The 21782-nt window shown below is 46.8% G+C and carries 21 protein-coding genes; 17 read left to right on the top strand and 4 right to left on the bottom strand.

Going from position 1 to position 21782, the window contains the following annotated elements; all coding sequences use genetic code 11:
* The first annotated feature begins 220 nt into the window (after window positions 1-220).
* The 4 genes from ACFWMP_RS24765 to ACFWMP_RS24780 all read left to right on the top strand — a co-directional run bounded on the left by ACFWMP_RS24765 (window position 221) and on the right by ACFWMP_RS24780 (window position 4014).
* Window positions 221-1348, top strand: coding sequence for a sulfate ABC transporter substrate-binding protein (locus ACFWMP_RS24765; RefSeq protein WP_042184400.1), 1128 nt, complete (start codon window positions 221-223; stop codon window positions 1346-1348).
* Between the two features lie 100 nt (window positions 1349-1448).
* The gene (gene cysT, locus ACFWMP_RS24770; protein ID WP_379424936.1) at window positions 1449-2303 is read left to right on the top strand and encodes a sulfate ABC transporter permease subunit CysT; all 855 of its coding nucleotides are present in this window, start codon (window positions 1449-1451) and stop codon (window positions 2301-2303) included.
* Window positions 2304-2814: 511 nt separating this feature from the next.
* Window positions 2815-3678, top strand: a complete 864-nt coding sequence (cysW, locus tag ACFWMP_RS24775; RefSeq protein ID WP_042184404.1) for a sulfate ABC transporter permease subunit CysW — start codon at window positions 2815-2817, stop codon at window positions 3676-3678.
* 111 nt (window positions 3679-3789) lie between these two features.
* The gene (locus tag ACFWMP_RS24780; RefSeq protein ID WP_042184406.1) at window positions 3790-4014 is read left to right on the top strand and encodes a YezD family protein; all 225 of its coding nucleotides are present in this window, start codon (window positions 3790-3792) and stop codon (window positions 4012-4014) included.
* 107 nt (window positions 4015-4121) lie between these two features.
* Here the strand turns inward: ACFWMP_RS24780 and ACFWMP_RS24785 are convergent, their stop codons facing one another.
* A complete protein-coding gene (locus ACFWMP_RS24785; protein WP_076285185.1) occupies window positions 4122-4430 on the bottom strand; it encodes a hypothetical protein in 309 nt (102 codons plus the stop codon).
* A 254-nt stretch (window positions 4431-4684) separates the two neighbouring features.
* Between ACFWMP_RS24785 and ACFWMP_RS24790 the strand changes: the two genes are divergently transcribed.
* From ACFWMP_RS24790 to ACFWMP_RS24830, 9 genes are all read left to right on the top strand, one after another.
* Window positions 4685-6949 carry a helix-turn-helix domain-containing protein gene (locus ACFWMP_RS24790; protein WP_379424937.1) on the top strand — a complete coding sequence of 755 codons (2265 nt, stop codon included), beginning with the start codon at window positions 4685-4687 and terminating at the stop codon, window positions 6947-6949.
* 281 nt (window positions 6950-7230) lie between these two features.
* Window positions 7231-8151: an ABC transporter permease gene (locus ACFWMP_RS24795; RefSeq protein ID WP_231573375.1), complete on the top strand. Its 921-nt coding sequence runs from the start codon at window positions 7231-7233 to the stop codon at window positions 8149-8151.
* A 10-nt stretch (window positions 8152-8161) separates the two neighbouring features.
* On the top strand, window positions 8162-9022 hold the full coding sequence (locus ACFWMP_RS24800; protein ID WP_042184413.1) for a carbohydrate ABC transporter permease: 861 nt from the start codon (window positions 8162-8164) through the stop codon (window positions 9020-9022).
* A 58-nt stretch (window positions 9023-9080) separates the two neighbouring features.
* Window positions 9081-10703 carry an extracellular solute-binding protein gene (locus ACFWMP_RS24805; RefSeq protein ID WP_379424938.1) on the top strand — a complete coding sequence of 541 codons (1623 nt, stop codon included), beginning with the start codon at window positions 9081-9083 and terminating at the stop codon, window positions 10701-10703.
* 79 nt (window positions 10704-10782) lie between these two features.
* Window positions 10783-12738, top strand: coding sequence for an alginate lyase family protein (locus ACFWMP_RS24810; RefSeq protein WP_379424939.1), 1956 nt, complete (start codon window positions 10783-10785; stop codon window positions 12736-12738).
* Window positions 12739-12781: 43 nt separating this feature from the next.
* Complete coding sequence (locus tag ACFWMP_RS24815; protein WP_379424940.1) at window positions 12782-13921, top strand: glycoside hydrolase family 88 protein; 1140 nt, start codon at window positions 12782-12784, stop codon at window positions 13919-13921.
* A gap of 245 nt (window positions 13922-14166) precedes the next feature.
* Window positions 14167-14580 carry a GNAT family N-acetyltransferase gene (locus ACFWMP_RS24820; RefSeq protein WP_339268423.1) on the top strand — a complete coding sequence of 138 codons (414 nt, stop codon included), beginning with the start codon at window positions 14167-14169 and terminating at the stop codon, window positions 14578-14580.
* Between the two features lie 217 nt (window positions 14581-14797).
* On the top strand, window positions 14798-15430 hold the full coding sequence (locus ACFWMP_RS24825) for an NAD(P)-dependent oxidoreductase (protein ID WP_379424941.1): 633 nt from the start codon (window positions 14798-14800) through the stop codon (window positions 15428-15430).
* Between the two features lie 46 nt (window positions 15431-15476).
* Window positions 15477-17117, top strand: a complete 1641-nt coding sequence (locus ACFWMP_RS24830; RefSeq protein ID WP_379424942.1) for an NAD(P)H-hydrate dehydratase — start codon at window positions 15477-15479, stop codon at window positions 17115-17117.
* A 7-nt stretch (window positions 17118-17124) separates the two neighbouring features.
* On the opposite strand, the gene ACFWMP_RS24835 is transcribed toward ACFWMP_RS24830, so the two are convergent.
* A complete protein-coding gene (locus ACFWMP_RS24835; RefSeq protein ID WP_052404132.1) occupies window positions 17125-17580 on the bottom strand; it encodes a hypothetical protein in 456 nt (151 codons plus the stop codon).
* Between the two features lie 32 nt (window positions 17581-17612).
* Window positions 17613-18512 (bottom strand): SDR family oxidoreductase, encoded by a 900-nt coding sequence (locus ACFWMP_RS24840; RefSeq protein ID WP_379424943.1) that lies wholly within the window; start codon window positions 18510-18512, stop codon window positions 17613-17615.
* A 129-nt stretch (window positions 18513-18641) separates the two neighbouring features.
* Here ACFWMP_RS24840 and ACFWMP_RS24845 point away from each other — a divergent pair, with 129 nt between their 5' ends.
* The 3 genes from ACFWMP_RS24845 to sdaAA all read left to right on the top strand — a co-directional run bounded on the left by ACFWMP_RS24845 (window position 18642) and on the right by sdaAA (window position 21109).
* Window positions 18642-19223, top strand: coding sequence for a DUF4269 domain-containing protein (locus ACFWMP_RS24845; RefSeq protein WP_379424944.1), 582 nt, complete (start codon window positions 18642-18644; stop codon window positions 19221-19223).
* A gap of 300 nt (window positions 19224-19523) precedes the next feature.
* Window positions 19524-20234 carry an L-serine ammonia-lyase, iron-sulfur-dependent subunit beta gene (gene sdaAB, locus ACFWMP_RS24850; protein WP_076285196.1) on the top strand — a complete coding sequence of 237 codons (711 nt, stop codon included), beginning with the start codon at window positions 19524-19526 and terminating at the stop codon, window positions 20232-20234.
* Entirely contained in the window at window positions 20231-21109 is an 879-nt protein-coding gene (gene sdaAA, locus ACFWMP_RS24855; RefSeq protein ID WP_042184434.1) for an L-serine ammonia-lyase, iron-sulfur-dependent, subunit alpha, read from the top strand. The genes sdaAB and sdaAA overlap by 4 nt, the downstream gene beginning before the upstream one ends.
* Window positions 21110-21137: 28 nt before the next feature.
* Here the strand turns inward: sdaAA and ACFWMP_RS24860 are convergent, their stop codons facing one another.
* Entirely contained in the window at window positions 21138-21440 is a 303-nt protein-coding gene (locus ACFWMP_RS24860; protein ID WP_042184436.1) for a hypothetical protein, read from the bottom strand.
* A 61-nt stretch (window positions 21441-21501) separates the two neighbouring features.
* On the opposite strand from ACFWMP_RS24860, the gene ACFWMP_RS24865 reads away from it, so the two are divergent.
* A complete protein-coding gene (locus tag ACFWMP_RS24865) occupies window positions 21502-21699 on the top strand; it encodes a YwbE family protein (protein ID WP_042184438.1) in 198 nt (65 codons plus the stop codon).
* The last annotated feature ends 83 nt before the right edge of the window (window positions 21700-21782 follow it).

The raw sequence follows: 21782 nt of genomic DNA on the forward strand, positions 1-21782 counted from the left end.
CACGGTTAAAGGGTTTCAGTATTATATCCATATAAACCAACTAAGTAGATAGGAATAATTGAAGAAAGTTCTTACCGTACAGACGGAGGAACGCCTGCATTAGGCTCGCAGACACGTGTCATAGGACCGGTTTGACCTGCCATACGTGGGCTTTCCTCCGTTCTTTTTGTTATCCACAGGAAAGAAATGAAGGCAAGAAAAACATGGGGGAGTGGAAAAGATGAAGAAAAAGATGAATAAAGGGCTTCTTGTAGGGTTTAGCTTGTTGCTGACGGCAGGGCTTACTGCTGCTTGCGGCAGCAATAACAACAACGGCAATAGTGCTAGTTCGGCAACAGACGCACCAGCAACAACCAATTCAGCGGAGGCCACAAATGCGGCTGAAGCAACAAAAACTCCATCTAAAGATCCAGTAGAGCTACTGAACGTATCTTATGACCCTACTCGCGAATTGTACGAGAATTATAATAAAGCTTTTGCTGCCTATTGGGAGAAAGAAACAGGACAGAAGGTCACCATTAAACAATCCCACGGTGGATCGGGGAAACAAAGCCGTGCTGTACTTGATGGTCTGGAAGCGGATGTTGTGACCTTAGCACTTGGTTATGATATTGATGCCTTGCAGGAAAAGGGACTTATTAATGAAGGCTGGCAAAGTAAATTTGATCATAACAGTTCACCGTACACCTCGACGATCGTATTCTTAGTACGCAAAGGAAATCCAAAAGGAATCAAAGATTGGCCGGATTTGCTTAAGGAAGGCGTAGAAGTGATTACACCAAATCCGAAAACATCAGGTGGCGCACGTTGGAACTACTTGGCGGCGTGGGGTTACGCGCTAGACCACAACAATAACGACGAAGCTAAGGCTGAGGAATTTGTAAAAGAATTGTTCAAACATGTTCCGGTGCTAGATACGGGTGCGCGCGGTTCTACGACCACTTTTGTAGAGCGTGGAATTGGCGATGTGCTGATTGCATGGGAGAATGAAGCTTACCTTTCTGTAGAAGAGCTTGGTCCAGATAAATTCGATATCGTAAATCCATCTGAGAGCATTCTGGCTGAACCGCCGGTAGCAATAGTAGATAAGGTTGTGGATAAAAGAAATACGCGTGAAGTGTCCGAGGCTTACTTGAAGTATCTCTATACGGAAGAAGGACAAAAAATCGCGGCTGAGAACTACTACCGTCCAACGCTAGAAAGCGTGAAAGAACAATATAAAGATAAGTTCCCGGAGATAAAGCTCTTCACATTGGCTGATAAATTCGGAACCTGGAAAGAAACGCAAGAGAAGCATTTTAACGATGGCGGGATCTTTGACAAGATCTATGTGCCGGGTGCTAAATAACAGATTAATAAAACGAAAATTATATTTTTCTTTAAGAGATTTGTCCCTAGTAAGGGGCTGATCGGCTAACCTGCCGAAGGCGAGAAAGGATGAATAGGGGATGAATGTCACCGCAACGACTACAGCTGTATCGGCGACAACGCGGCGAAAGATACTACCCGGTTTTGGGATAACGATGGGGTACAGCGTACTTTACCTGAGTCTCGTGGTACTCTTGCCACTTTCAGCACTGTTGTTCAATTCTACGGGGCTGAGCTGGGCGAAATTCTGGGATGTAGCTACCGATCCGCGTGTATTGGCTTCGTATCGTGTCAGCCTGTCTACGGCAGCGGCTGCTGCTTTTGTGGATGCTATTCTAGGTCTCTTGCTGGCGTGGGTACTAGTGCGTTACGAATTTCCGGGCAAAAGAATATTTGATGCGCTGATCGATCTTCCGTTTGCTTTACCGACAGCTGTAGCTGGTGTCTCCTTGACGGCTCTTTATGCCACAAATGGCTGGATCGGAGCGTGGCTTGAGCCACTAGGATTAAAGGTGGCATTTACTCCGCTTGGCATTACCATTGCCTTAATGTTTATCGGGATACCGTTCGTCGTTCGAACGGTACAGCCGGTGCTGGAGGATTTGGACCGAGATATGGAGGAAGCCTCGGCAACCCTCGGTGCAGGCCGCTGGAGAACCTTTCGTTCAGTAGTACTGCCTGAGCTGTTCCCGCCGTTGTTAACGGGCTTTGCTTTGGCATTTGCCCGTGGTATTGGTGAATTCGGCTCTGTCGTATTCATCTCCGGTAATATGCCGATGAGAACGGAGATTGCTCCTTTGCTTATTATGTCCAAACTGGAGCAGTATGATTACGCTGGTGCTACTGCCGTTGCGTTGCTCCTGCTTCTCATTTCCTTCTTAATGCTGTTAGTCATTAATACGCTCCAGCGTTGGGTGCGTAAGACTTCTCGGTAAGTCTTTCGGTGTTACTCTCTATATTGCAAGTATTTAATTTGGAAGTTTTGTTTTGCTGAGCGATTCTTAGCGAAGCTATACCCTAACAGGTAAATGACGACTTTATTTTACGAAGCATACTTGCTTCCGTAAAATGTAGAATCTTTAGGCGAATTGAGGAGTCGCAGAGTGAATTTGCTTTTAGAGGAGCGATAGCGATCTCGAAGTTTTGAACTCAGATAACTGGTAAGAAAGGAACGGAGAGGAATATTGGAACTGTAGAAGCGTTAGCGTTCGCCTTTATCCTCGGATTTCTACCGCGGACAGCGGTTCAAATCAGGAAATCTGAGGATAACAGCGATCGGAAGTCCAATATTCCTTGGAGTGACCCATTACCAGTAATCTTGTTTAAACGATTCCAGCCGCCCGATAACTCCCAAATTCACTCGAAGACATTTCATATTTCCCGTTGTTCGGCATTTTTCAGAAGCTAATCATGCTTTCGTAAAACCCTTTAAAGGAGGAATAACTTGTGGCAGGCACTATCCCACTCCAAGCCCCCCGGCTACAGAAGAATACGTCCTCGCCAGCGACAACGGAAACCAAGGCTGTAAAATGGGTGTTGATCGGAGCTGCTGGACTAGTCCTTTTTTGGCTGATTGCCTTGCCTTTGATTGTCGTGCTGACAGAGGCACTCAAAAAGGGCTGGGACGTATATATAGCTGCTCTGACCGATCCAGATGCCCGTTCCGCTTTGCGGCTGACGTTGCTTGTTGCAGCGATCACTGTACCACTGAATACCTTTTTTGGTGTAGCGGCTGCATGGGCAGTAACCAAGTTTCGTTTTCGCGGTAAAGGGTTTCTCATTACCTTGATAGATCTCCCCTTTGCAGTATCGCCTGTCATCGGCGGTCTGATCTTTGTGCTCGTCTTCGGCGCCAACGGTTGGTTTGGCCCTTGGCTGAGCGCCCATGATATCAAGATCGTATTTGCGCTTCCAGGCATCGTGTTGGCCACGCTGTTTGTGACCTTTCCCTTTGTGGCGCGTGAGTTAATCCCGCTGATGGAGGATCAAGGGACACAGGAGGAAGAGGCAGCGATTACCCTCGGAGCACATGGGTGGCAAATCTTTTTCAGAGTCACGCTTCCTAATATTAAATGGGGTTTATTGTACGGTATTATTTTGTGTAATGCGCGGGCCATGGGCGAGTTCGGCGCAGTTTCTGTGGTGTCCGGGCATATACGTGGGGAGACGAATACACTGCCGCTGCATGTTGAGATTTTGTACAATGAATATCAATTTTCAGCCTCTTTTGCAGTAGCTTCACTGCTCCTGTTGTTGGCTTTGGTGACGATGATTATTAAAAGCTGGTTATCACGAAAAAATGCCCATTGACAGTACTTTTGGTTCCGTGCTAAGTTAATTCATAGTATACGGGTTGGTAATAACGGAATTATGGAATTTAGGCGGATATAATCCTTTGGATGGGGAAAGGGAGGCTAGAGAATGGCTAAACCGCTGAAAGTGGATGATTTATGGCTTACGCGGATTGCAGGGCTTCTGGATGATATGGAATTTGGCTCCTTGCACATCGTAGTGCATGAAGGTCAGATTGTTCAGATGGAGCGTACGGAACGCAAACGTTTTGAGAATGGCAATGGCAACGCAAACGGGCGTTACATTAATGAGAGTGGAACCCGGCGGGCCGATTCCCAATCGGCAGGACGTTGATACAATCTCGGGCAATCATAAAGGTGTATATCATATTTAAGAATAAACGCTAATAACCCACTCCTGAATAGGGGCGGGTTATTTTTCTGACGATTTAGGTGCTCTTATTAATAACGATTTGCCTGACGTGAAGAGGAAATCCCTTCAACGAGCAGTACGAGCGCAGTGATGCCATGCATGATCCAACCTAAGAGTGGGATAAACGCTAAAATCGAGGTGATAATGCCTAGAACATTCCCTACGATGGGTTTCCGCTCTCTTTGCAGGATTACAATGGCTACAGCGTGGAGTAAAAAGGCAACGGCAAGTGGGACCCAACCATTGGCTATAATAAAGAGACCGCCGAGGACAGGCAGAGCCAGAAAAGCCTCATACACACACGTTCCCCATTTAAACAGCTTTGCTACAGGAGACATTATGCCACCAACCTTTTTAGAATATTGTTATATATACTATTCCACACAGTGAGTAATAGGATTCAAGAATATAATACTTACCACTTTGGCGGATGTGTATGAATTTTGGGAATGGACGGTATTTTCATATTCATATATAGTGTGAGTTAGATATTTCCAAAAGAGTGTAAAGATATACGCTCACCCAATAAGGATACGAATTTTACCATTGGGTGATTTTCAATTTATAAAGGAATCATCAAGGGGAGATCACATTGCTTAGAAAATCCTTTTTCACAAAACTACTTATCGCTTATCTGGTTATTATTTTCGCTTACACTATGATTGCTGTCTGCCTTTCTTTTTTTAAGGACAGCCAAAACGTGCGATCGGAATTAAGCCAGAAGCAGCAGAATTTTCTCATGCAATCGCGCGACAAAATTGACACGAAACTCGGTGTTTCTTTCAATTTAATTACACAATTGAGATTAGATGATCATGTTGTTAAATTCGCTGAAAAAGATCGCGATTATTATGAGATCACGCAAGCCTCTTATGCACTGAAAAATCATATAGATGCATTCTCTGAATTCGGCTATAGCATCGATTTAATGAAGACTAACGACGATTTGGTTATTACGCCGCAAATTTCGTCGGATAGAAGACGCTATATGGAAGATATGGGAATCACTAATGAGGATTTGGCACAATTAGGTACAGACAGCACGAGTCCAAACATAACGGTATCGAGCAGCCAAAATACAACGTCGACGAACAATGAAAGCGCATCCATAAGAATCGTTAATCCGGAACGGGTAGGAATAGGGAACTCATTATTTTTTGTGGTCTCATTCTTTGAACAATTGCTGCTGCCACCCCTATCACCTGATGCGCAAGAAGCTTTTGCCATTATCGAAAATGGCCGATACGTAACGCTTAAATCAAGCTTTGACGATAAACGGGAAAAGCAATTGCTTGCCTATCCACTGGCACAACTGGATGAACAGGCAACCGTGGATTATAAGAAGCTATCCAATGATGAATTCGATTTCCATTTAATCCGCTCGAATACAATGCCGCAATGGTCGTATATGTATGTTACACAGAACTACTCTTTGGTGGACTCCTTTTCCCCCAATTTAAAAGGGACTGTACTTTTATTAGCCATTCTTATCTTTGTGGGACTTGCGTTCGCCTATACAGTTTCCAGGCGCATGTACCGGCCTGTGGGTCATCTCGTCGGATTGTTCAAGAGCTACGGTGAGCCTTCGGGAGCAGACGAATTCGCTTTCTTGAATGAGACAGCGACGACTATAAGTAAAGCCAATGAACAGATGAAATCCGCGCTAGATGAGCACAAGCTCTCGATGAGAGACAAGTTCCTGCGGGATTTGCTCCATGGACTCGTTCCACCTGACAAGGTGGATGACCTGCTAAATGCACATCAACTGCAAAGCCTTTCTAGCAACTTGAGCGTTTGTGTGATTTCATTCTCGAACGCTAAGGAATTGGAGGAGCAATATTCGAAAGATGCGATTCTTACGATAAAATCAAAGACTTCCTTGATTATTCATGAGCAGTTGAAGGTTCATTTCCCTTGTGAACTGCTTGATCATGATTTCACCAAATTTGTCTTCATAATCAGTGAATTCGATACGGAATCCATTCAGAAGAAGCTCATGAAAGCGATGGCTCAAATCGAGGACGCGCATGCATACGGATTGACTGCAGCTGTAGGCCAGCCTGTAATTTCTGCTGGGGAAATTGACCGCTCCTTTATCCAGGCACTTGATATTCTGAAGAGAAGATCGGCTGTGGACAAGACTTCCGTCATTACTTATAAACAACTCAGTCAAGTTCAGATGGTCAGCTATTATTATCCTATCGATACGGAACGCGAGCTGATCAGCTATGTGATTCGCGGCAAGCGGGAGAATGCTTTAAATACGCTAAACCGTCTGCTATCGGAAAATCTGGAGCAAAGGCAGTTAACCAGGCAGCAGCTCGACCAGTTCAGCCTGCTTGTGTTGGCTACGCTGAGCCGAATTATCCAGCAGTTGAATATGCCTTTTGAAGAGTTCGTTCAAGCTCATAAGGAATCTCTGGACATCGTACAGCACGGCGAATCGAAGGAGCTTATGGTTTCCGCCATTACTTCCTTGTTCGGCGCCATGATGGATACGATTGATCAGCAGAATGAAATGATGGATAACAGTACGGTAAAGCGGATGATTGAATATATTCATGACAACTACAATAGGGATTTATCGCTTAGCATGATAGCGGAGGAGTTTAACTTCTCTCCTGGTTATGTCAGTATCGCTTTCAAAAATCATTCCGGAGAAAATTTTAAAGATTACTTGAATTTTTATCGTGTGCAGCAAGCTAAAGAGATTATGCGTCAGCAGAAAGATATCAAAATTGGAGATTTAGCACTAATGGTCGGGTGCAATAATGCAAACACGTTTATTCGCATGTTCCGCAAGTATGAAGGGTTAGCTCCTGGCCAATACGCAAAGAAGCTTAACGAGAAGGAATGAGGCTTCAAGTAATGAGAACTGTTGATTCAAAACAAAGCCGCCTAGCTTAATTGCCAGGCGGCTATTGTATGTTCGACGGGCGTTTCTCTATATAACGAGAAATTGTTGATACATAAAATAATGCACATTATGAACCCAGACATAAAGAGATGCCGCTAGATGAAATAATGGCGATAGACAGCGCTTACATTCATTCCTATAGTTTAAATTGCAACGCTGACCTTTCAATTGGGAGCGCTCCTGAGGGGATCAGCTAAACATCGTTGCGAGAGGAGAAGAGAGTGCTGCTTAACTTTAAAGAAATAAAAACCAACCTGATCAGGGACCGTTATCTTTATCTACTCCTGATACCGTTTCTGGCTTGGTATATCATCTTTGCGTATAAGCCGATGTACGGCCTGCAAATCGCCTTTAAGGATTTCAGTGTATATAAAGGAATTGAAGCGAGTCCCTGGGTTGGATTTGAACACTTCGAGACCTTTTTTAAAAGTCCATATTTCTGGCGGCTATTAAAAAACACAGTATTGCTCAGTTTGTATCAATTGCTGTTCGCGTTCCCTGTGCCGATTATCCTCGCTTTGTTATTTAACGAATTGAAGAATGGGGTATTCAAAGCAACGGTGCAGACCTTCACGTATTTGCCCCATTTTATTTCGGTCGTTGTCGTAGCTGGGATTGTTACTAACTTTTTGGCTCCTAGCAACGGCATTATCAATATCCTGATCGAAATGATGGGTGGAGAAAAGCAATACTTTCTGACCAATCCCGATTATTTCCGTACGATTTTTATCGGGTCCATGGATATTTGGAAGGAAGCGGGATTTGGTACCATCATCTATATAGCTGCATTGTCCGGTGTCAATCCGGCTTTGTATGAAGCAGCGGTTATCGATGGAGCTAATAAATGGAAGCAAATGTGGCATATCACGCTTCCCGCCATCATTCCGACGATCGCAATCATGCTTGTCATGAAGGTGGGCTCCATGTTGGAAGTAGGCTATGAGGCGATCATTCTTCTGTATCAGCCAGCCACCTATGAGACGGCCGACGTTATTAACACCTACGTGTACCGGTCTGGTTTACAGGATGCACGTTACGACCTGGCGACAGCGGTGGGACTGTTCAATGCCGTCGTTGGATTTATTCTAGTCGTATTTGCCAACAAGATGAGCAAGAAGTTAACAGAGACTGGATTATGGTAGGTGATGGAAGATGAAAAAAACCAGAGGCGAAAAGCTGTTCTATATCTTTAACTGTGTATTTCTTGGAGTAATCGCTTTGCTTGCATTATATCCGTTTGTCTATGTCTTATCCGCATCCATCAGCTCCTCTGATGCGGTCGTTACCGGCAAGGTGATCTTGCTGCCGCGCGATATTAACTTTGACTCCTATGCAAAGGTATTATCGGAAAAGGGGATTTGGATTGCCTATTTTAACACGTTTTATTACACGATATTCGGCGTAATCGTCAATTTAATTCTCACCATTTGCGGCGCCTATGCCCTGTCCAAGAAACGGGTTATGGGGCGTACGGCCATCAGCTTCTTTATCGCGCTGACAATGTGGTTCCAACCGGGCATGATTCCGATGTATCTCAATTTCAGAGATTTGAACATGCTTGACAACAGGTTTACGATCATTATCGGTTTCGCGATTACGACCTTCTATGTCTTCCTCATGAGAACGTTCTTCCAGAGTATTCCGGAGGAACTCGAGGAAGCGGCAAAGGTTGACGGAGCAAATGATCTGACGATTTTATGGAAGGTGTATCTGCCGCTGTCCAAAGCCTCTCTTGTAACGATCGGATTATTTTATGCGGTGCACCGCTGGAACGGCTATTTCTGGACGATGATCCTACTAAGCGACGAGAGTAAGGTACCGCTACAAGTCTTGCTAAAGAAACTCATCGTAGAAATGAACGTGAGCGACGAAATGGGGAATATGGCGGTATATTCTAAGGAAACGATCATTTATGCAACTATTATCGTCTCCATTATACCGATTGTTGCAGCTTATCCCTTCATTCAGAAATATTTCGTCAAAGGCGCCATGATCGGTTCCGTCAAAGGCTAATGGCTACTTCAATCCTTTTACTATGAAATCAAGAAACCAATATTGGGAGGTCATGAATATGGGTAACAAAAAATGGATGAAATCATCTGCAATAATCATGATGTCAGTCGGTATGCTGCTGGCAGGCTGTAGTAACAATAACGCTCCGCAAAATAGTGGAAGTTCAGCGAATGATTCAAAAGGGTCGGATACAGAACAACTATCCGGGAACTTGATCTCTAAAGAGCCGGTTGAACTGACGCTCCATATGCACTACTCAGATAAGTTTATATTCGACGATAACTGGCCCGTCTTCAAAGAAGCGGAAGCCATGACCAATATTAAGCTAAAGGGTACTGCATCTAAGGCCTCGACGAATAGTAAAGAACTGTTCAATACAATGATGGCTTCCGGAAAAATTCCGGATCTGGTCCATCATCAAATTAAGGAGCAGTACGACAGCCTTGGGATTGAAGGGGCCTTTCTTCAGCTAGATGACCTGATTGAAAAATATGCCCCGAACATTAAAAAGTTCTTTTCCGAACATCCAGATGCAGCTAAATATATGAAAGCCTATAACGGCAAAACGTATTTCCTTAACTTTACGCCAGATGGACCGGCTGCAAGGGGCTGGTTTGTACGTCAGGATTGGCTGGATAAATTGGGACTAGAGCAGCCGAAAACTGTAGATGAGCTGTATGCGCTCTTGAAAGCCTTCAAAGAAAAAGATCCGAACGGTAATGGAGTAAACGATGAAATCCCATACTTCAGCCGGTCCAAGCTGGATGGAATTTACGATCTACTGATTCAGTGGGGCGTGCAAGGCGGGGCCGATGCGGCCAAACGCGGATTTTACGCGGATAACGGTGTCGTCAAGTACGGCATGTATGAGCCGGGTTATAAGACTGCCATCGAAAATATTGCGAAGTGGTATAAGGAAGGCTTAATCGATAAAGAAATTTTCACCCGCGGAGAGAAGGCGCGTAACATTTTGCTCGGAGACAATGTCGGCGGCATGACGCACGACTGGTTCGCCAGCACAGCTAACTTCAATGACATTCTTGCGACTGAGATTCCAGGCTTCTCTTTTGTTCCGATGACGCCTCCAGCGAACACTGAAGGCAAAGTAATCGAAGAAAGTTCCCGCAAGGGGACGCATGCAAGCGGATGGGGAATCTCGGCGACTACCAAGCATCCCGTAGAAGCGATCAAATATATGGATTTCTGGTTTTCCGAAGAGGGCCGGAGACTGATGAACTTTGGCATCGAAGGTAAGGACTACGACCTCGTGGACGGCAAACCGAAGTTTAAAGATTCATTATTGAAAAATAAAGAAAAGACAGTCATTCAACAGCTTCAGGAAGAGGGAGCCCAGATCGAGCTCGCCTTCCATCAAGACTACGCTTACGAAGAACAATGGACAAACGCAACTGCGTTGAAAGGCATCAAGGAATACATTGACAATGGCTATATTATGAAGGCTTATCCGCCGATTTCTTATACAGATGATGAACGGAGCAAATTTGAGGAGTTAAATGCGGGCGTACTGACTTATGTGGAAGAAAAGCTGCAGCGTTGGGTGCTCGGCGTGGAACCAGTAAACGATGAGACATTTAGCAAGTATATTAAAGAGCTGGAAAGCTTGGGCATCAAGGATTTGCTTGCTCTGGAGCAAGGTGCATACGACCGTTACATGAAATAGCTGGAATCGCTCCTTCCGGAGTCTTGATGATTTCGGAGGGGGCATTTCGAATTCAAAATAACATAATGGAGATGAATAAATGAATCTGCAATCATTGCTGAAAGAGCCGATGACTACGACGGAGCTGTTAGCTAACTTGCGCTCACGGCTTGAGCCGATGGACGAGAAAGCCGCCTATATCGCAGCACATATGCCTGATCACGTGCGCGAGACGATTGCGAATGCCGAATTCGCCTATCAAGGAATGATCATGCTTCCTGGTACAGGGGGAGTCAGAGAGTTTGTCGGGAATCCGCCTAGCTGGCTAGAGCGCAGACATAATGACAATGAATATTTATGGCAGCTGAATCGCATGACGCATTGGCAGGATTTACTGGAAGCCTACTCGCTCACCAAGGACGCCAAATACGGACTCAAGGTCATCGATGAAATGCTGGACTGGATCGAAACGGTCACTATTCCTGAGAACTTACTGGCTAAGCCGATTGGCTATTTTACGGAATGCCATCCGCTGAGGGTTTTGGAGATTGGTATCCGGGGCTACAAAATTTGGCCGCTTGTTCTGGAGCATCTAGGCCCTTCGGAGTTGTTCACGGAAGAAATTTTGGAGAAGTATTTAACAGTCATTTACAAGCAAGTAAAAGCTTTGCGTAACGTGTCGCCTCAGCTGTGGCCTAAAGCAGATCATAACCATTATTTAATGGAATGTTTGGGCCTTCTGACGACTGCTCTTTACTTTCCCGAGCTGAATGAAGCTGAGGAATGGAAGGCTTTTGCGATCGAGGGCATCGAAAAGTGCAGCATGGCGCAACTGACAGAGGATGGCGGTCAAATTGAAGGCTGTCCATCGTATCATAATGGCTGCATGTTCTGGTTCGGGCTGGCTGTCGTTCTGGCTAAACGTTTCGATTTTGATTTCTCTGCGGAGTACATGGAACGGTTCAGAAAGAATTTGGATTACTCGATCTACTCGTTAAGACCAACCGGGAAATGTGTACCTGTCGGAGACTCTTTTGCAAATCCGCTTGCGGTAATGTCTGGCGTTTATGGGTATTATGCCTTGAATGATAGCTCCTGGCTAGGGCTTGCAACGAATTTGATTGATGTACACGAAGTTGTAAGGGAAGCTAGTAAGCATGTATGGAGAGCGCTCGATGTCCGCCAATTTGTGGAGGAGCTGTATTCCTTGCAGGATAGAGAGTTTGTATTGGATAAGCCCACGACATTCTGGAATCGTACATTGGATCAAGCAATTATCCGCAGTGGCTGGGATTCGAAGGCTCTCAGTTTTTTGTTTACATGTAAAAGCCCGATTCAGAATGCCCATGCCCATATCGATCTGATGAGCTTTGATTTTACGGCGCTCGGAAAAGACATGATTTGCGATCCCGGATTTTTTTGTTATCGGAATGATGAGGACCGTAAGCAGTTTAAGAGCTCGAATTATCACTCTACGCTGCTGATCGATGAGCGAGATCATTTCGAGTATATTAATTCCTTTACATTTGGGCCACAAAAGCCTGGTGGAATCTACAATGTAGAGGATAGAGGCTTCTACCAGCTCGCCAGCGCCAGCCATACAAACTATGATCCGGTTGTCCATCATCGGCATATTTCACTAGTCGATAATCGGTTCATTGTTATTGCAGATCGGGTAGAAGGACTAAATGATCGTAGCGTTCAGCGTTATTTCCATCTGGATTTTGTCGAGGTGAAAGAGAGCCTAGGCGGCGTGATTGGGACTAGCGATATTGCAAATCTGGCGATTGCGACAAGCCATACGGGGAAATTGGATCTTCTGGAGGGAAGGCTGTCCGATGAGACCGATATCTCAAGGCCTTCGACAAGGGTCCGCTTTCAGGATAGGTACAGCGGTACTATGACTTTCTTGACCGTGCTTATTCCTTTTCAAGGGGGGCAACAGCCTGCCGTTCAGATTATTGAAGAAGAGGAAGGTGTATTTAGCTTCGAGATTGGAGATCAGTACTTGGTTTCGATAAACGAAAGAGATATGCACATAAGCAAACGGGCTTGAAAAGGGGTGACCCTTAGAAAGTTAAAAAATAGGAGTGAGCAGATTGTTGAACCTTCAGGCTGATGATCAAATTTGGGTAGATAATGTCATAGCTAAACTAACGGACAAAATGGACGTCGTATGTGAACGATCAAGAAACAAAATTCCATACACGACAAGAAATGGTACGCACGATAATCAGATCGAAAAAGATATCAACTGGTGGACGAATGGATTTTGGGGCGGTATGATGTGGCTCATGTACCATGAAACCGGCGCTCAGAAGTACAAGGAAATCGCCAATTTTACGGAGGATGCATTGGATGCCTGCTTCCATCAATTCTACGGTCTGCATCATGATGTCGGATTTATGTGGTTGCCTACGAGCTTGGCCAATTATAAAGTTACCGGAAATCCGGAATCTCGTAAGAGGGCAATGCACGCCGCCAACTTACTTGCTGGACGATTTAATCTGGCAGGCGGATTTATCCGCGCTTGGAACGATGATACGGCCAGCGAAGATACAAGAGGGTGGGCGATCGTGGACTGCATGATGAATCTACCGCTTCTCTATTGGGCGAGCGAAGAGACTAAAGATCCGCGATATGCGCAAATCGCAATGAGGCATGCGGACACCGCTCTAGAAGCTTTTATCAGGCCGGACGGGTCCGTGAATCATATCGTGGAGTTTGATCCGTTCCATGGAGGCGTGGTCCGAACTTACGGCGGCCAAGGCTACGAGGATGGCTCGTCCTGGACACGTGGGCAGACCTGGGCTTTATACGGCTTTATGATCAGTTATACGCATACGGGAAAGCCGGAATATTTGCAGGCAGCCAAACGGGTGGCGCATTATTTTATGGCTAATATTCCGGATAACGGGGTTATTCCAATCGATTTCCGGCAACCGAAGGAGCCCGCTTACGAAGACTCCACGGCAGCGGTGATCGCAGCTTGCGGACTGATCGAGATCGCCCAAGTTGTTGGCGAGCACGAAAAGGAGGTCTACCTGAACGCCGCGCTGAAGCTCGTGAAAAAAGTGGACGCTACTCGCTGCGACTGGACGACCGATTCCGATCATCTTTTAATGGGCGGTTCAGCAGCGTATCATCATAAAGACATTCATGTTTCAATCATTTATGGCGATTATTATTTTATGGAAGCTATTTTTAAGTTAAAGGGGAACGACTTGTTCTTGTGGTAGTAAAACGATATACCAGATCAGTTAACCAGAATATTGGGAGTAATCGCCTTTTTAATAAGAAGATAACACTTCATAATAATGAAAATCATTGATAAAAAAAGCCGCCTAGCCTATGTGCCAGGCGGCTATTGTATATTCGACGGAGGCAAGTCTTGCCTGTGCACCATTGAGTCGTATATAGTTGGAACAGCAATGCTGAACGGCGCTAATTCTATTTTATTGTAGGATGCTAGGAGGAGAAAGGTATGGGGACAACAGGAAAGCTGGATATACGTCATGAATGTCCTTCAGTGGAACAGTATTTAGCACTGAGAAAAGAGGCTGGACTGAGTGCAATGAGTGAAGAAGGGGCTGCGATAGGGCTGCCTCGTTCTATTTTTGCAGTAACCTTGTATGAGGAAGATACCTTGGTGGGGATGGGCAGGGTGATTGGCGATGGGGGATGCTTTTTTCAGGTTACGGATATCGCAGTGAAGCCTTCTTATCAGGGTCGCGGTTTAGGAAAATTGATCATGGGGGAAATCAGGGATTTTCTTCATACTGTACCGGACAAGGCTTATGTCAGTCTAATCGCGGATGGGGAAGCCTCTAAATTGTATGCACAATATGGCTTTGAATCGGTCATGCCACGTTCTCAGGGAATGTTTTTACGTCCTTAATGTGAGGACATGCTACTTAGTAGAGAGTGCCCCTTGTATTGGTGAAGGGGTTTTTCGTTTGGAAGTTAACGGATGCGATTTGATTTCAAATGGACCGCAAGGGATAAATAATGATTAAAGGTTGTAAGGGAAAGGCTATTGAGACGAGTATTGAAAAATATAAATAAGCAGGAAGGCCGCACGCTGGCCTTACCCGGAAAAAGTGAGGAGAAAACAGATGGATGTTGTAGTATTGGGTGCATCAGGAACGATTGGAAAGGCGATTGTACAGGAGGCTTTAAAAAGAAAACATGAGGTTACAGCTGCGGTACGGACTCCAGAATCAGTAACCCTTGAACATGAACGTCTGCACATCACGACTGTAGATGTTCTAGATCCTGCTTCAGTCGCAGCTGCAGTCCGTGGTCATGAAGAGGTAATCAGTGCATACGGTCCAGCACTCGGCCAAGAGAAGGATTTGATAACAGCAGCTAAGGCAATTGTAGAGGGAATGCAAGAAGCTGGGCTAAATCGACTGTTAGTTGTGGGTGGTGCAGGGAGTTTGAAGACTGAATCAGGAGAGCTGTTGATGGATACGGCAGATTTTCCTGCTCAGATTAGAGCACTGGCAGAGGCACATGCGGAAGCTTATGAAATTTACAAAAACACAGAACTGGATTATACGTATGCCAGTCCTGCTGCGGTAGTTCATTCCGGTCGACGTACAGGTCAATTTCGCATTGGACTCGACCGTCTCGTTTTTGATGAGAACGGCGAAAGTATTATCAGTGTTGAGGATTTTGCTGTAGCTATGGTGGACGAGCTGGAGGAAGGGAATTTTAGCCGGACGAGATTTACTGTAGCTTATTGATATCAAGCTAGTTGTGGATTGAAGTGTAGCGGAAAGGGGCCGAACCATGTATCTGGTAACTGCTGAGCAAATGCGGCGGCTGGACGGAGAAACAATCCAGCGGCTGGGGATTCCAGCTATTGCGCTGATGGAGAATGCGGGAAGAGTGATCGCAGAGGAGATCATTGCGCTGTGCCGGCGGAGAGGTGGAGAGGGCTGCAGAAATGCAGCTGGATGGGAAGACGCCGGGAAGGATGCCGCGCTGGCTGTCGCGGCATTTCAGGTCAGCGCAGATCATGCGCTGACCTTGGACAATGCCGCCGCCGAGCGATGGTTTATCCTCGTCGGCAAAGGCAACAACGGCGGCGATGGCCTCGCCGCCGCACGGTATCTTCGCGAGACCGGCATCGCCGTCACGCTCGTTTATGCGGTGCCGCCGGAGTCGCTCTCCGGCGAGGCCGCCCTGCAGCGCGATGCGGCTGCAGCCATGGGCCTTCCTGCCGTGGTATACGGCAGGGATCGGCTGGACCTTGCCGAGTGCAGCGGCATCTTGGATGCGCTGCTCGGCACTGGCGCCGCGGGAGCCCCTCGCGGTGCCTATGCGGAGCTGATTGCCGCAGCGAATAGCAGCGGCAAAGTGATCGTGTCCGCGGACATCCCGAGTGGTCTGAACGCGGACACCGGTGAGACGCATGAGCCTTGCATTCATGCGTCGGTGACGGTTTGCCTCGCGTTTCTCAAGCGAGGCCTCCTGCAATACCCCGGTGCAGGCGCAGCGGGGCATGTGAAGGTCCGGGCCATCGGCATTCCGTCTTCTTTGGCCCCTGAAAGCGGTGTGCAGGTTCACCTGCTGACACCGGAAGTGCTGCATGCCCATCTGGGCGTGGATCTGGCCCGCCGGCGTTCGCCTGAAGGCCATAAGGGTACTTATGGGCATGTCCTTCTTGCTGCCGGCACCTTAAGAATGAGCGGCGCCGGACTGCTCTCTGCCCGTGCTGCGCTCCGGGCAGGCTGCGGATTAGTGACATGGGCGCTTCCTCAGAAGCTGCTGCCCTGTATCATCGGTTCTGCCCCTGAACTCATGTTAGCCGATGTTGGGGGCAATGAAGATGGAACCTGGCAAGCAGGGAGCGTTTCAGAGCTGCTGAGGCTAAGTAAAGAGCGAGATGTTCTTGCCATTGGTCCCGGTCTTGGTCGGTTCGAGGCTGATACAGAATGGCTTCGCAATCTCTGGGAAGAGACGGATTGTCCTCTGGTGATCGATGCGGATGCTTTAAATATATTAGCTGAAGCTGATTACAAGAGCTGGGCAAGTAGACGCCATCCGGTGATTCTGACGCCTCATCCAGGTGAGATGGCCCGTCTTGCTAGTATAACAACAGCTGAGGTGCAACGGGACCGCATCAGTCTGGCTATGGGATATGCGAAAGAGAATGGGGTTACCCTTGTATTAAAAGGAGCACATACGGTTATAGCAACGCCTGAAGGGCAAGCTTATGTAAACACCACAGGCCATCCCGGCATGGGTACTGGTGGAGCCGGTGATGTGCTAACGGGCATCATTTCCAGCCTGCTGGCTCAGGGAATGAATGAGGCGCAGGCAGCAGCTTTTGGTGTATATCTACACGGATTAGCAGGGGAGAGAGCCGCCCGTCAGCGGAATAATCCAGCGGCTATTATTGCCGGTGATATCATAGAAGCACTCTGAGTGCAGCTTATAACAGCAGCAAGCAGAGCAGCGGTAGAAATAGTGCAAACACAGGCAGTAGTAGAGGGGAACGCTCTACACCCAGTTGCGTCACTCGTAGCAGCAGCAGTCCCAAAATTCCAGCCAGGCCCCACAGCAGTAGCTCTGAACCTTGTTCTGCTGCCAGCCATAGACCTGCACCGAAACCTGCGGCTACGTATACAACAAGGGAAACGATGTGGGATGTGGTACGCAGGAGGCGCAGCAGAACATCGGCTACTAGTGCGGCTGGCAGTCCATAAGCGTAAATCGCATAGGGGATCGAAAGTGGCCAACCCTCTGGTATGCCGTTATGTTGTGGAAACCCAAGCATAAGTAAGGAGATAAGGACGTACGTTAGCCCTGCGCAGGCTAATTTTGTTAAGGCATACATGCCACTTGTTAAACGGACAGAAGGAATATCATAATCGGGCATCTTATTCATAGGTATACATTCCTCTCGTGGTGAGTTGTGTATCAGCTGGTGACCATATCTCCACCGTTGACATGTATACATGTCCCGGTAACATATGAAGAATCAGGGCCCGCTAAAAAGAGATATGCTCCTGCTAGCTCATAAGGCTGTGCAGCACGTTTAAAGGGTGTATCTGTACCAAAGATACTAACTTCCTCTGCAGAGTAGCTTGAGGGAATCAGTGGGGTCCATACCGGACCGGGAGCTACACTGTTGACACGGACGCCAGCGTCTACGAGAGATAAGGCTAAAGAGCGGGTAAAAGAGACCACCGCCCCTTTGGTGGAGGAATAATCTATGAGCTCCTTATTTCCTTGATAGGCAGTAATGGAAGCGGTATTAATGATGGATGCACCTTTTTTAAGATGTGGAAGTGCGGCCTGAGCAAGGTAAAAGAATGGAAAGATATTCGTCTGGAACGTCTGGTACAATTGCTCTTCTGTGATATTCAAAATACTTTTTTGTGGATATTGGACCCCGTGATTATTGACCAGAATGTCCAGCTTGCCGAAGGTGCGAATCGTATGCTCCACAGCCCTGAAGCAATTCTCCTTATGGCGTAAATCAACTTCAATCCTTAGACAACGTTGCCCTAATTCTTCGATCCGCTTTTGAGTGACTTCCGCATCTGAGGCTTCGTATAAATAAGCTATAGCAATGTCTGCACCTTCTTTTGCAAAAGCAATGGCTGCGGCTTTACCAATTCCGCTGTCGCCTCCGGTGATGAGTGCAACCTTTCCCTTCAGTTTTCCACTGCCGATAATTTCCGGGTTTTCACTGATGGGACGAGGATTCATCAGACTCTCCAGGCCCGGCTGACGATCTTGATGCTGTGGAGGAAAAGCAATAGGCTGCTCTTTACATACTGTCCGCTCCCCATAATAGGGGTAGATGGGATTCATTTTTTTGAAATAACCTCCTTGCGTTCTACCTTCCGTATATTTCTATGCATGCGCCCAGAAAAGCGTGCGCTGTCATCAATACATACATATGCTTTTATAAACCCAAGTCGGAGGAGGCGCTTGTCCAAAATGAATGATTGGAGAAATGTCGATTATTTGATTCATGGAACCGTGGTTCAGAAAGAGGTCTATAACCTTCTTACAGAGCTGGAGATTATGAATTTGCTAACAGACTACACCCCTTTGTTGGTTGGGACAATACCGCTTGGAATTCAAGTAGAGGGCAGCGATTTGGATATCATTTGTGAGGTTTATGATCCTGTGAAGTTTAAGGCGCAAGTTGTTCGATATTTTGGAGCCATGGAGGGGTTTGTTAGCGAATCACGAGTGGTTCAAGGCATTCCTCGAACGAAAATTAACTTTATGGTAAAGGGCTGGCCTATCGAACTGTTTGGACAGCCGAGGCGAACGGAGCTCCAGAATGGTTATTTGCATATGATCGTTGAAGCTGAAATTTTAGCTCAGATGGATGATGATTTTCGCGAACGGATCATTCTTTTAAAATCAAGCGGATGGAAGACAGAGCCTGCCTTTGCGAAAGCTATGGGATTAGAGGGCGATCCTTACGAAGCGCTGCTGGAGCTGGAAAAGCTTCCTCGGAGCGCTCTTCATGCTTTATGTCATTCTGTTCGAGCGAGGGAACAAGTATGATCTTGTCTTGAGAATCTCCGCGCAGCCGGTATTGCCAAGTGCCACCTGATGGTTATTGAAACCAATGAACATGGAAGAGGGTTCTGGGAAGGGATGGGCTGGCAGTATAGAGGTGGAATTATGCTGTGCTCCCAGGATATCTTGTGATACTCAAGACATGAAATAGAAATACTAGCCTTTGAATACGCAAAGTCAGGCATTTGGATATCACAGCAAATGTCACGGTGAACTCCGACTGCTAGTGCAGTATACTATATAGGAATACGATAATTGCCTATTCTTGCAGGCAGGAGGTCTTTTATGCGTTTTAAGGATGTATTTTCAATTATTGGTCCGGCGATGGTCGGTCCTTCAAGCTCACATACCGCTGGGGCGGCACGGATCGGGAGGGCTGCAAGGCAGGTGTTGGGTGAAGTACCGCGTGTGGCTGAAGTAACGTTTTTTGGTTCTTTTGCAGCAACTTATCAGGGACATGGCACAGATCGGGCGATTGTTGGAGGGTTACTTGATTTCACTACCGACGATCATCGGCTTCCAGATTCCCTAGAACTGGCAGTCGAAGCCGGGATGGAAGTTTCTTTTAAGCAAGGAACAGGTCTGTTCCCACATCCGAACACCGTTAAGCTGCATCTCATCGGACAAGAAACAGGAAGTGAACTGACACTAACAGGGACATCTATTGGTGGCGGAAACATCGAGATTGTTGATATCGACGGTTTTGGAGTGAAGCTTACGGGGATCTATCCGACGGTTCTGATTAATCATATGGATTATTTAGGTGTTCTGGCGAGTGTTACGGAAGTGATGCGTAACGGACAGTTTAATATAGGGCATATGTCTCTGGATCGCAAGAATCGTAGTGGTGCAGCCTTAACGGTGCTGGAGCTGGATGAAGCGGCTACACCGGAGCTTATTGAAGCGCTTAAAGCGCTCACTGCTGTGAAATCCGTGAAGCTGGTTAATTTAAACGAAGGTAAGCAAGATGAGAAGGGGAAGGAAAGTTTAACATGAATTTTCAAACACTTAGCGAGCTGGCTGTATTGTGTGAGGAACGTGGTCTCACGATTGGAGCACTTATGCTCGAAGAGCAAAGCGCGGAATCTGGACGTTCCAGTGATCATGAATTTTCCACGATGCGTGAATATTATGGCGTGATGAAAGAGGCTGTTCATCGCGGGATGCATGAAGATACAACTTCGCGCAGCGGCCTTACAGGCATGGATGCCCAGCGTGTAGGAGCATACAACGCGGCTGATGAGCCATGCCTAGGTGGACCTGCAGGTCAAGCTATGGCTTACGCGCTGGCTGTATCCGAAGTGAATGCTTCTATGGGCCGGATCATTGCGACGCCTACTGCTGGTTCATGCGGGATTATTCCGGGTGTATTTCTCAGCTGTCAGGAACGGTTTGGCTGGGATGATGACTACATGGTATCCGGATTGTTCGCAGCCGGGGCCATCGGTTATGTCATCGCCAATAACTCCTTTGTATCGGGTGCGGAAGGCGGCTGTCAAGCTGAGGTAGGTTCTGCCATTGGGATGGCAGCAGGCGCGTTAACCGAGCTACGCGGCGGAACGCCTGCACAAGCAGTGCATGCTGTCGGGTTAGCACTTAAGAACACTTTAGGCCTGATTTGTGATCCGGTTGGCGGACTTGTTGAGATTCCTTGTATTGTTAGAAACGGATTCGGTGCAGTTACTGCACTTGCCGCCGCAGATATGGCACTGGCTGGTGTTCGTAGTGTGATTCCTTCTGATGAAGTTATCAAGGTCATGCTCGAGGTAGGCTCAGCTATGCCAGAGAAACACCGCGAGACTGCAGGGGGCGGTTTAGCTCAGACACCTACCGGCCGTAAAATCATGCAGGATTTACGCAAAAAGAAGTAATTAATACGTCTCAAATCACAATTTGTATTTAGAGCAGTTTGAAACGTTCCAGTTGATCCCATTGACCTTCTTGTCGAAGGATTTCTGCCTGCCTAGGTCCAATGAGGTCAAAGTGGGGAAACGATGAACGATTATGAATATATTGGGCAGGCAATCCATTCTCCTCGCACCAGTGTTTCAGTGTGGTAAGATCACTACAGCCCACCTTGGTGACGGTAGTGATGCCGGGAAAGCGTGGATCCAGCCAATAATGAGTCAAGAAGGCGATCTCTCCTGCGGAGACCGCTTTTTTCCACCGGGATAATTCTTCTCTATTGATGCCGAAGGCCATAACGTCTCATCCTTATCTATTGTAGTTGACAACATTATAACCCATGAAAGGGGATTACATCATGAACGGACAAGTAAGAGCGGATATTCGTCCTGGGCTTGAAGTGGATATTGTACTTAAACAGGATCAGCCTACAGGCAAGCTAACACACGGTACGGTGAAAGATATTCTCACGAACTCGCCTCGGCATCCGCATGGCATTAAGGTCAGATTGACTAGCGGACAGGTAGGACGAGTTAAGAATATTACAGGCAACTAAATAAACTACACTTCTCCACATTAAAAAGCGACCCTAATCTCGTAGGTTATTCTGTTCACGGAAACAGAACAACCTACGAGATT

Source organism: Paenibacillus sp. NPDC058367 (assembly GCF_042723305.1).
GTDB lineage: Bacteria > Bacillota > Bacilli > Paenibacillales > Paenibacillaceae > Paenibacillus_AQ.

Coding starts and splice junctions, on each gene's coding strand:
- ACFWMP_RS24835 (WP_052404132.1), bottom strand. CDS start 17,580: ATGAATAAGATGCCCGATTATGATATTCCTTCTGTCCGTTTAACAAGT.
- ACFWMP_RS24830 (WP_379424942.1), top strand. CDS start 15,477: ATGTATCTGGTAACTGCTGAGCAAATGCGGCGGCTGGACGGAGAAACA.
- ACFWMP_RS24780 (WP_042184406.1), top strand. CDS start 3,790: ATGGCTAAACCGCTGAAAGTGGATGATTTATGGCTTACGCGGATTGCA.
- ACFWMP_RS24810 (WP_379424939.1), top strand. CDS start 10,783: ATGAATCTGCAATCATTGCTGAAAGAGCCGATGACTACGACGGAGCTG.
- ACFWMP_RS24865 (WP_042184438.1), top strand. CDS start 21,502: ATGAACGGACAAGTAAGAGCGGATATTCGTCCTGGGCTTGAAGTGGAT.
- ACFWMP_RS24860 (WP_042184436.1), bottom strand. CDS start 21,440: ATGGCCTTCGGCATCAATAGAGAAGAATTATCCCGGTGGAAAAAAGCG.
- sdaAB (WP_076285196.1), top strand. CDS start 19,524: ATGCGTTTTAAGGATGTATTTTCAATTATTGGTCCGGCGATGGTCGGT.
- ACFWMP_RS24825 (WP_379424941.1), top strand. CDS start 14,798: ATGGATGTTGTAGTATTGGGTGCATCAGGAACGATTGGAAAGGCGATT.
- ACFWMP_RS24785 (WP_076285185.1), bottom strand. CDS start 4,430: ATGTCTCCTGTAGCAAAGCTGTTTAAATGGGGAACGTGTGTGTATGAG.
- ACFWMP_RS24765 (WP_042184400.1), top strand. CDS start 221: ATGAAGAAAAAGATGAATAAAGGGCTTCTTGTAGGGTTTAGCTTGTTG.
- ACFWMP_RS24845 (WP_379424944.1), top strand. CDS start 18,642: ATGAATGATTGGAGAAATGTCGATTATTTGATTCATGGAACCGTGGTT.
- cysT (WP_379424936.1), top strand. CDS start 1,449: ATGAATGTCACCGCAACGACTACAGCTGTATCGGCGACAACGCGGCGA.
- ACFWMP_RS24805 (WP_379424938.1), top strand. CDS start 9,081: ATGGGTAACAAAAAATGGATGAAATCATCTGCAATAATCATGATGTCA.
- ACFWMP_RS24840 (WP_379424943.1), bottom strand. CDS start 18,512: ATGAATCCCATCTACCCCTATTATGGGGAGCGGACAGTATGTAAAGAG.
- ACFWMP_RS24800 (WP_042184413.1), top strand. CDS start 8,162: ATGAAAAAAACCAGAGGCGAAAAGCTGTTCTATATCTTTAACTGTGTA.
- sdaAA (WP_042184434.1), top strand. CDS start 20,231: ATGAATTTTCAAACACTTAGCGAGCTGGCTGTATTGTGTGAGGAACGT.
- ACFWMP_RS24820 (WP_339268423.1), top strand. CDS start 14,167: ATGGGGACAACAGGAAAGCTGGATATACGTCATGAATGTCCTTCAGTG.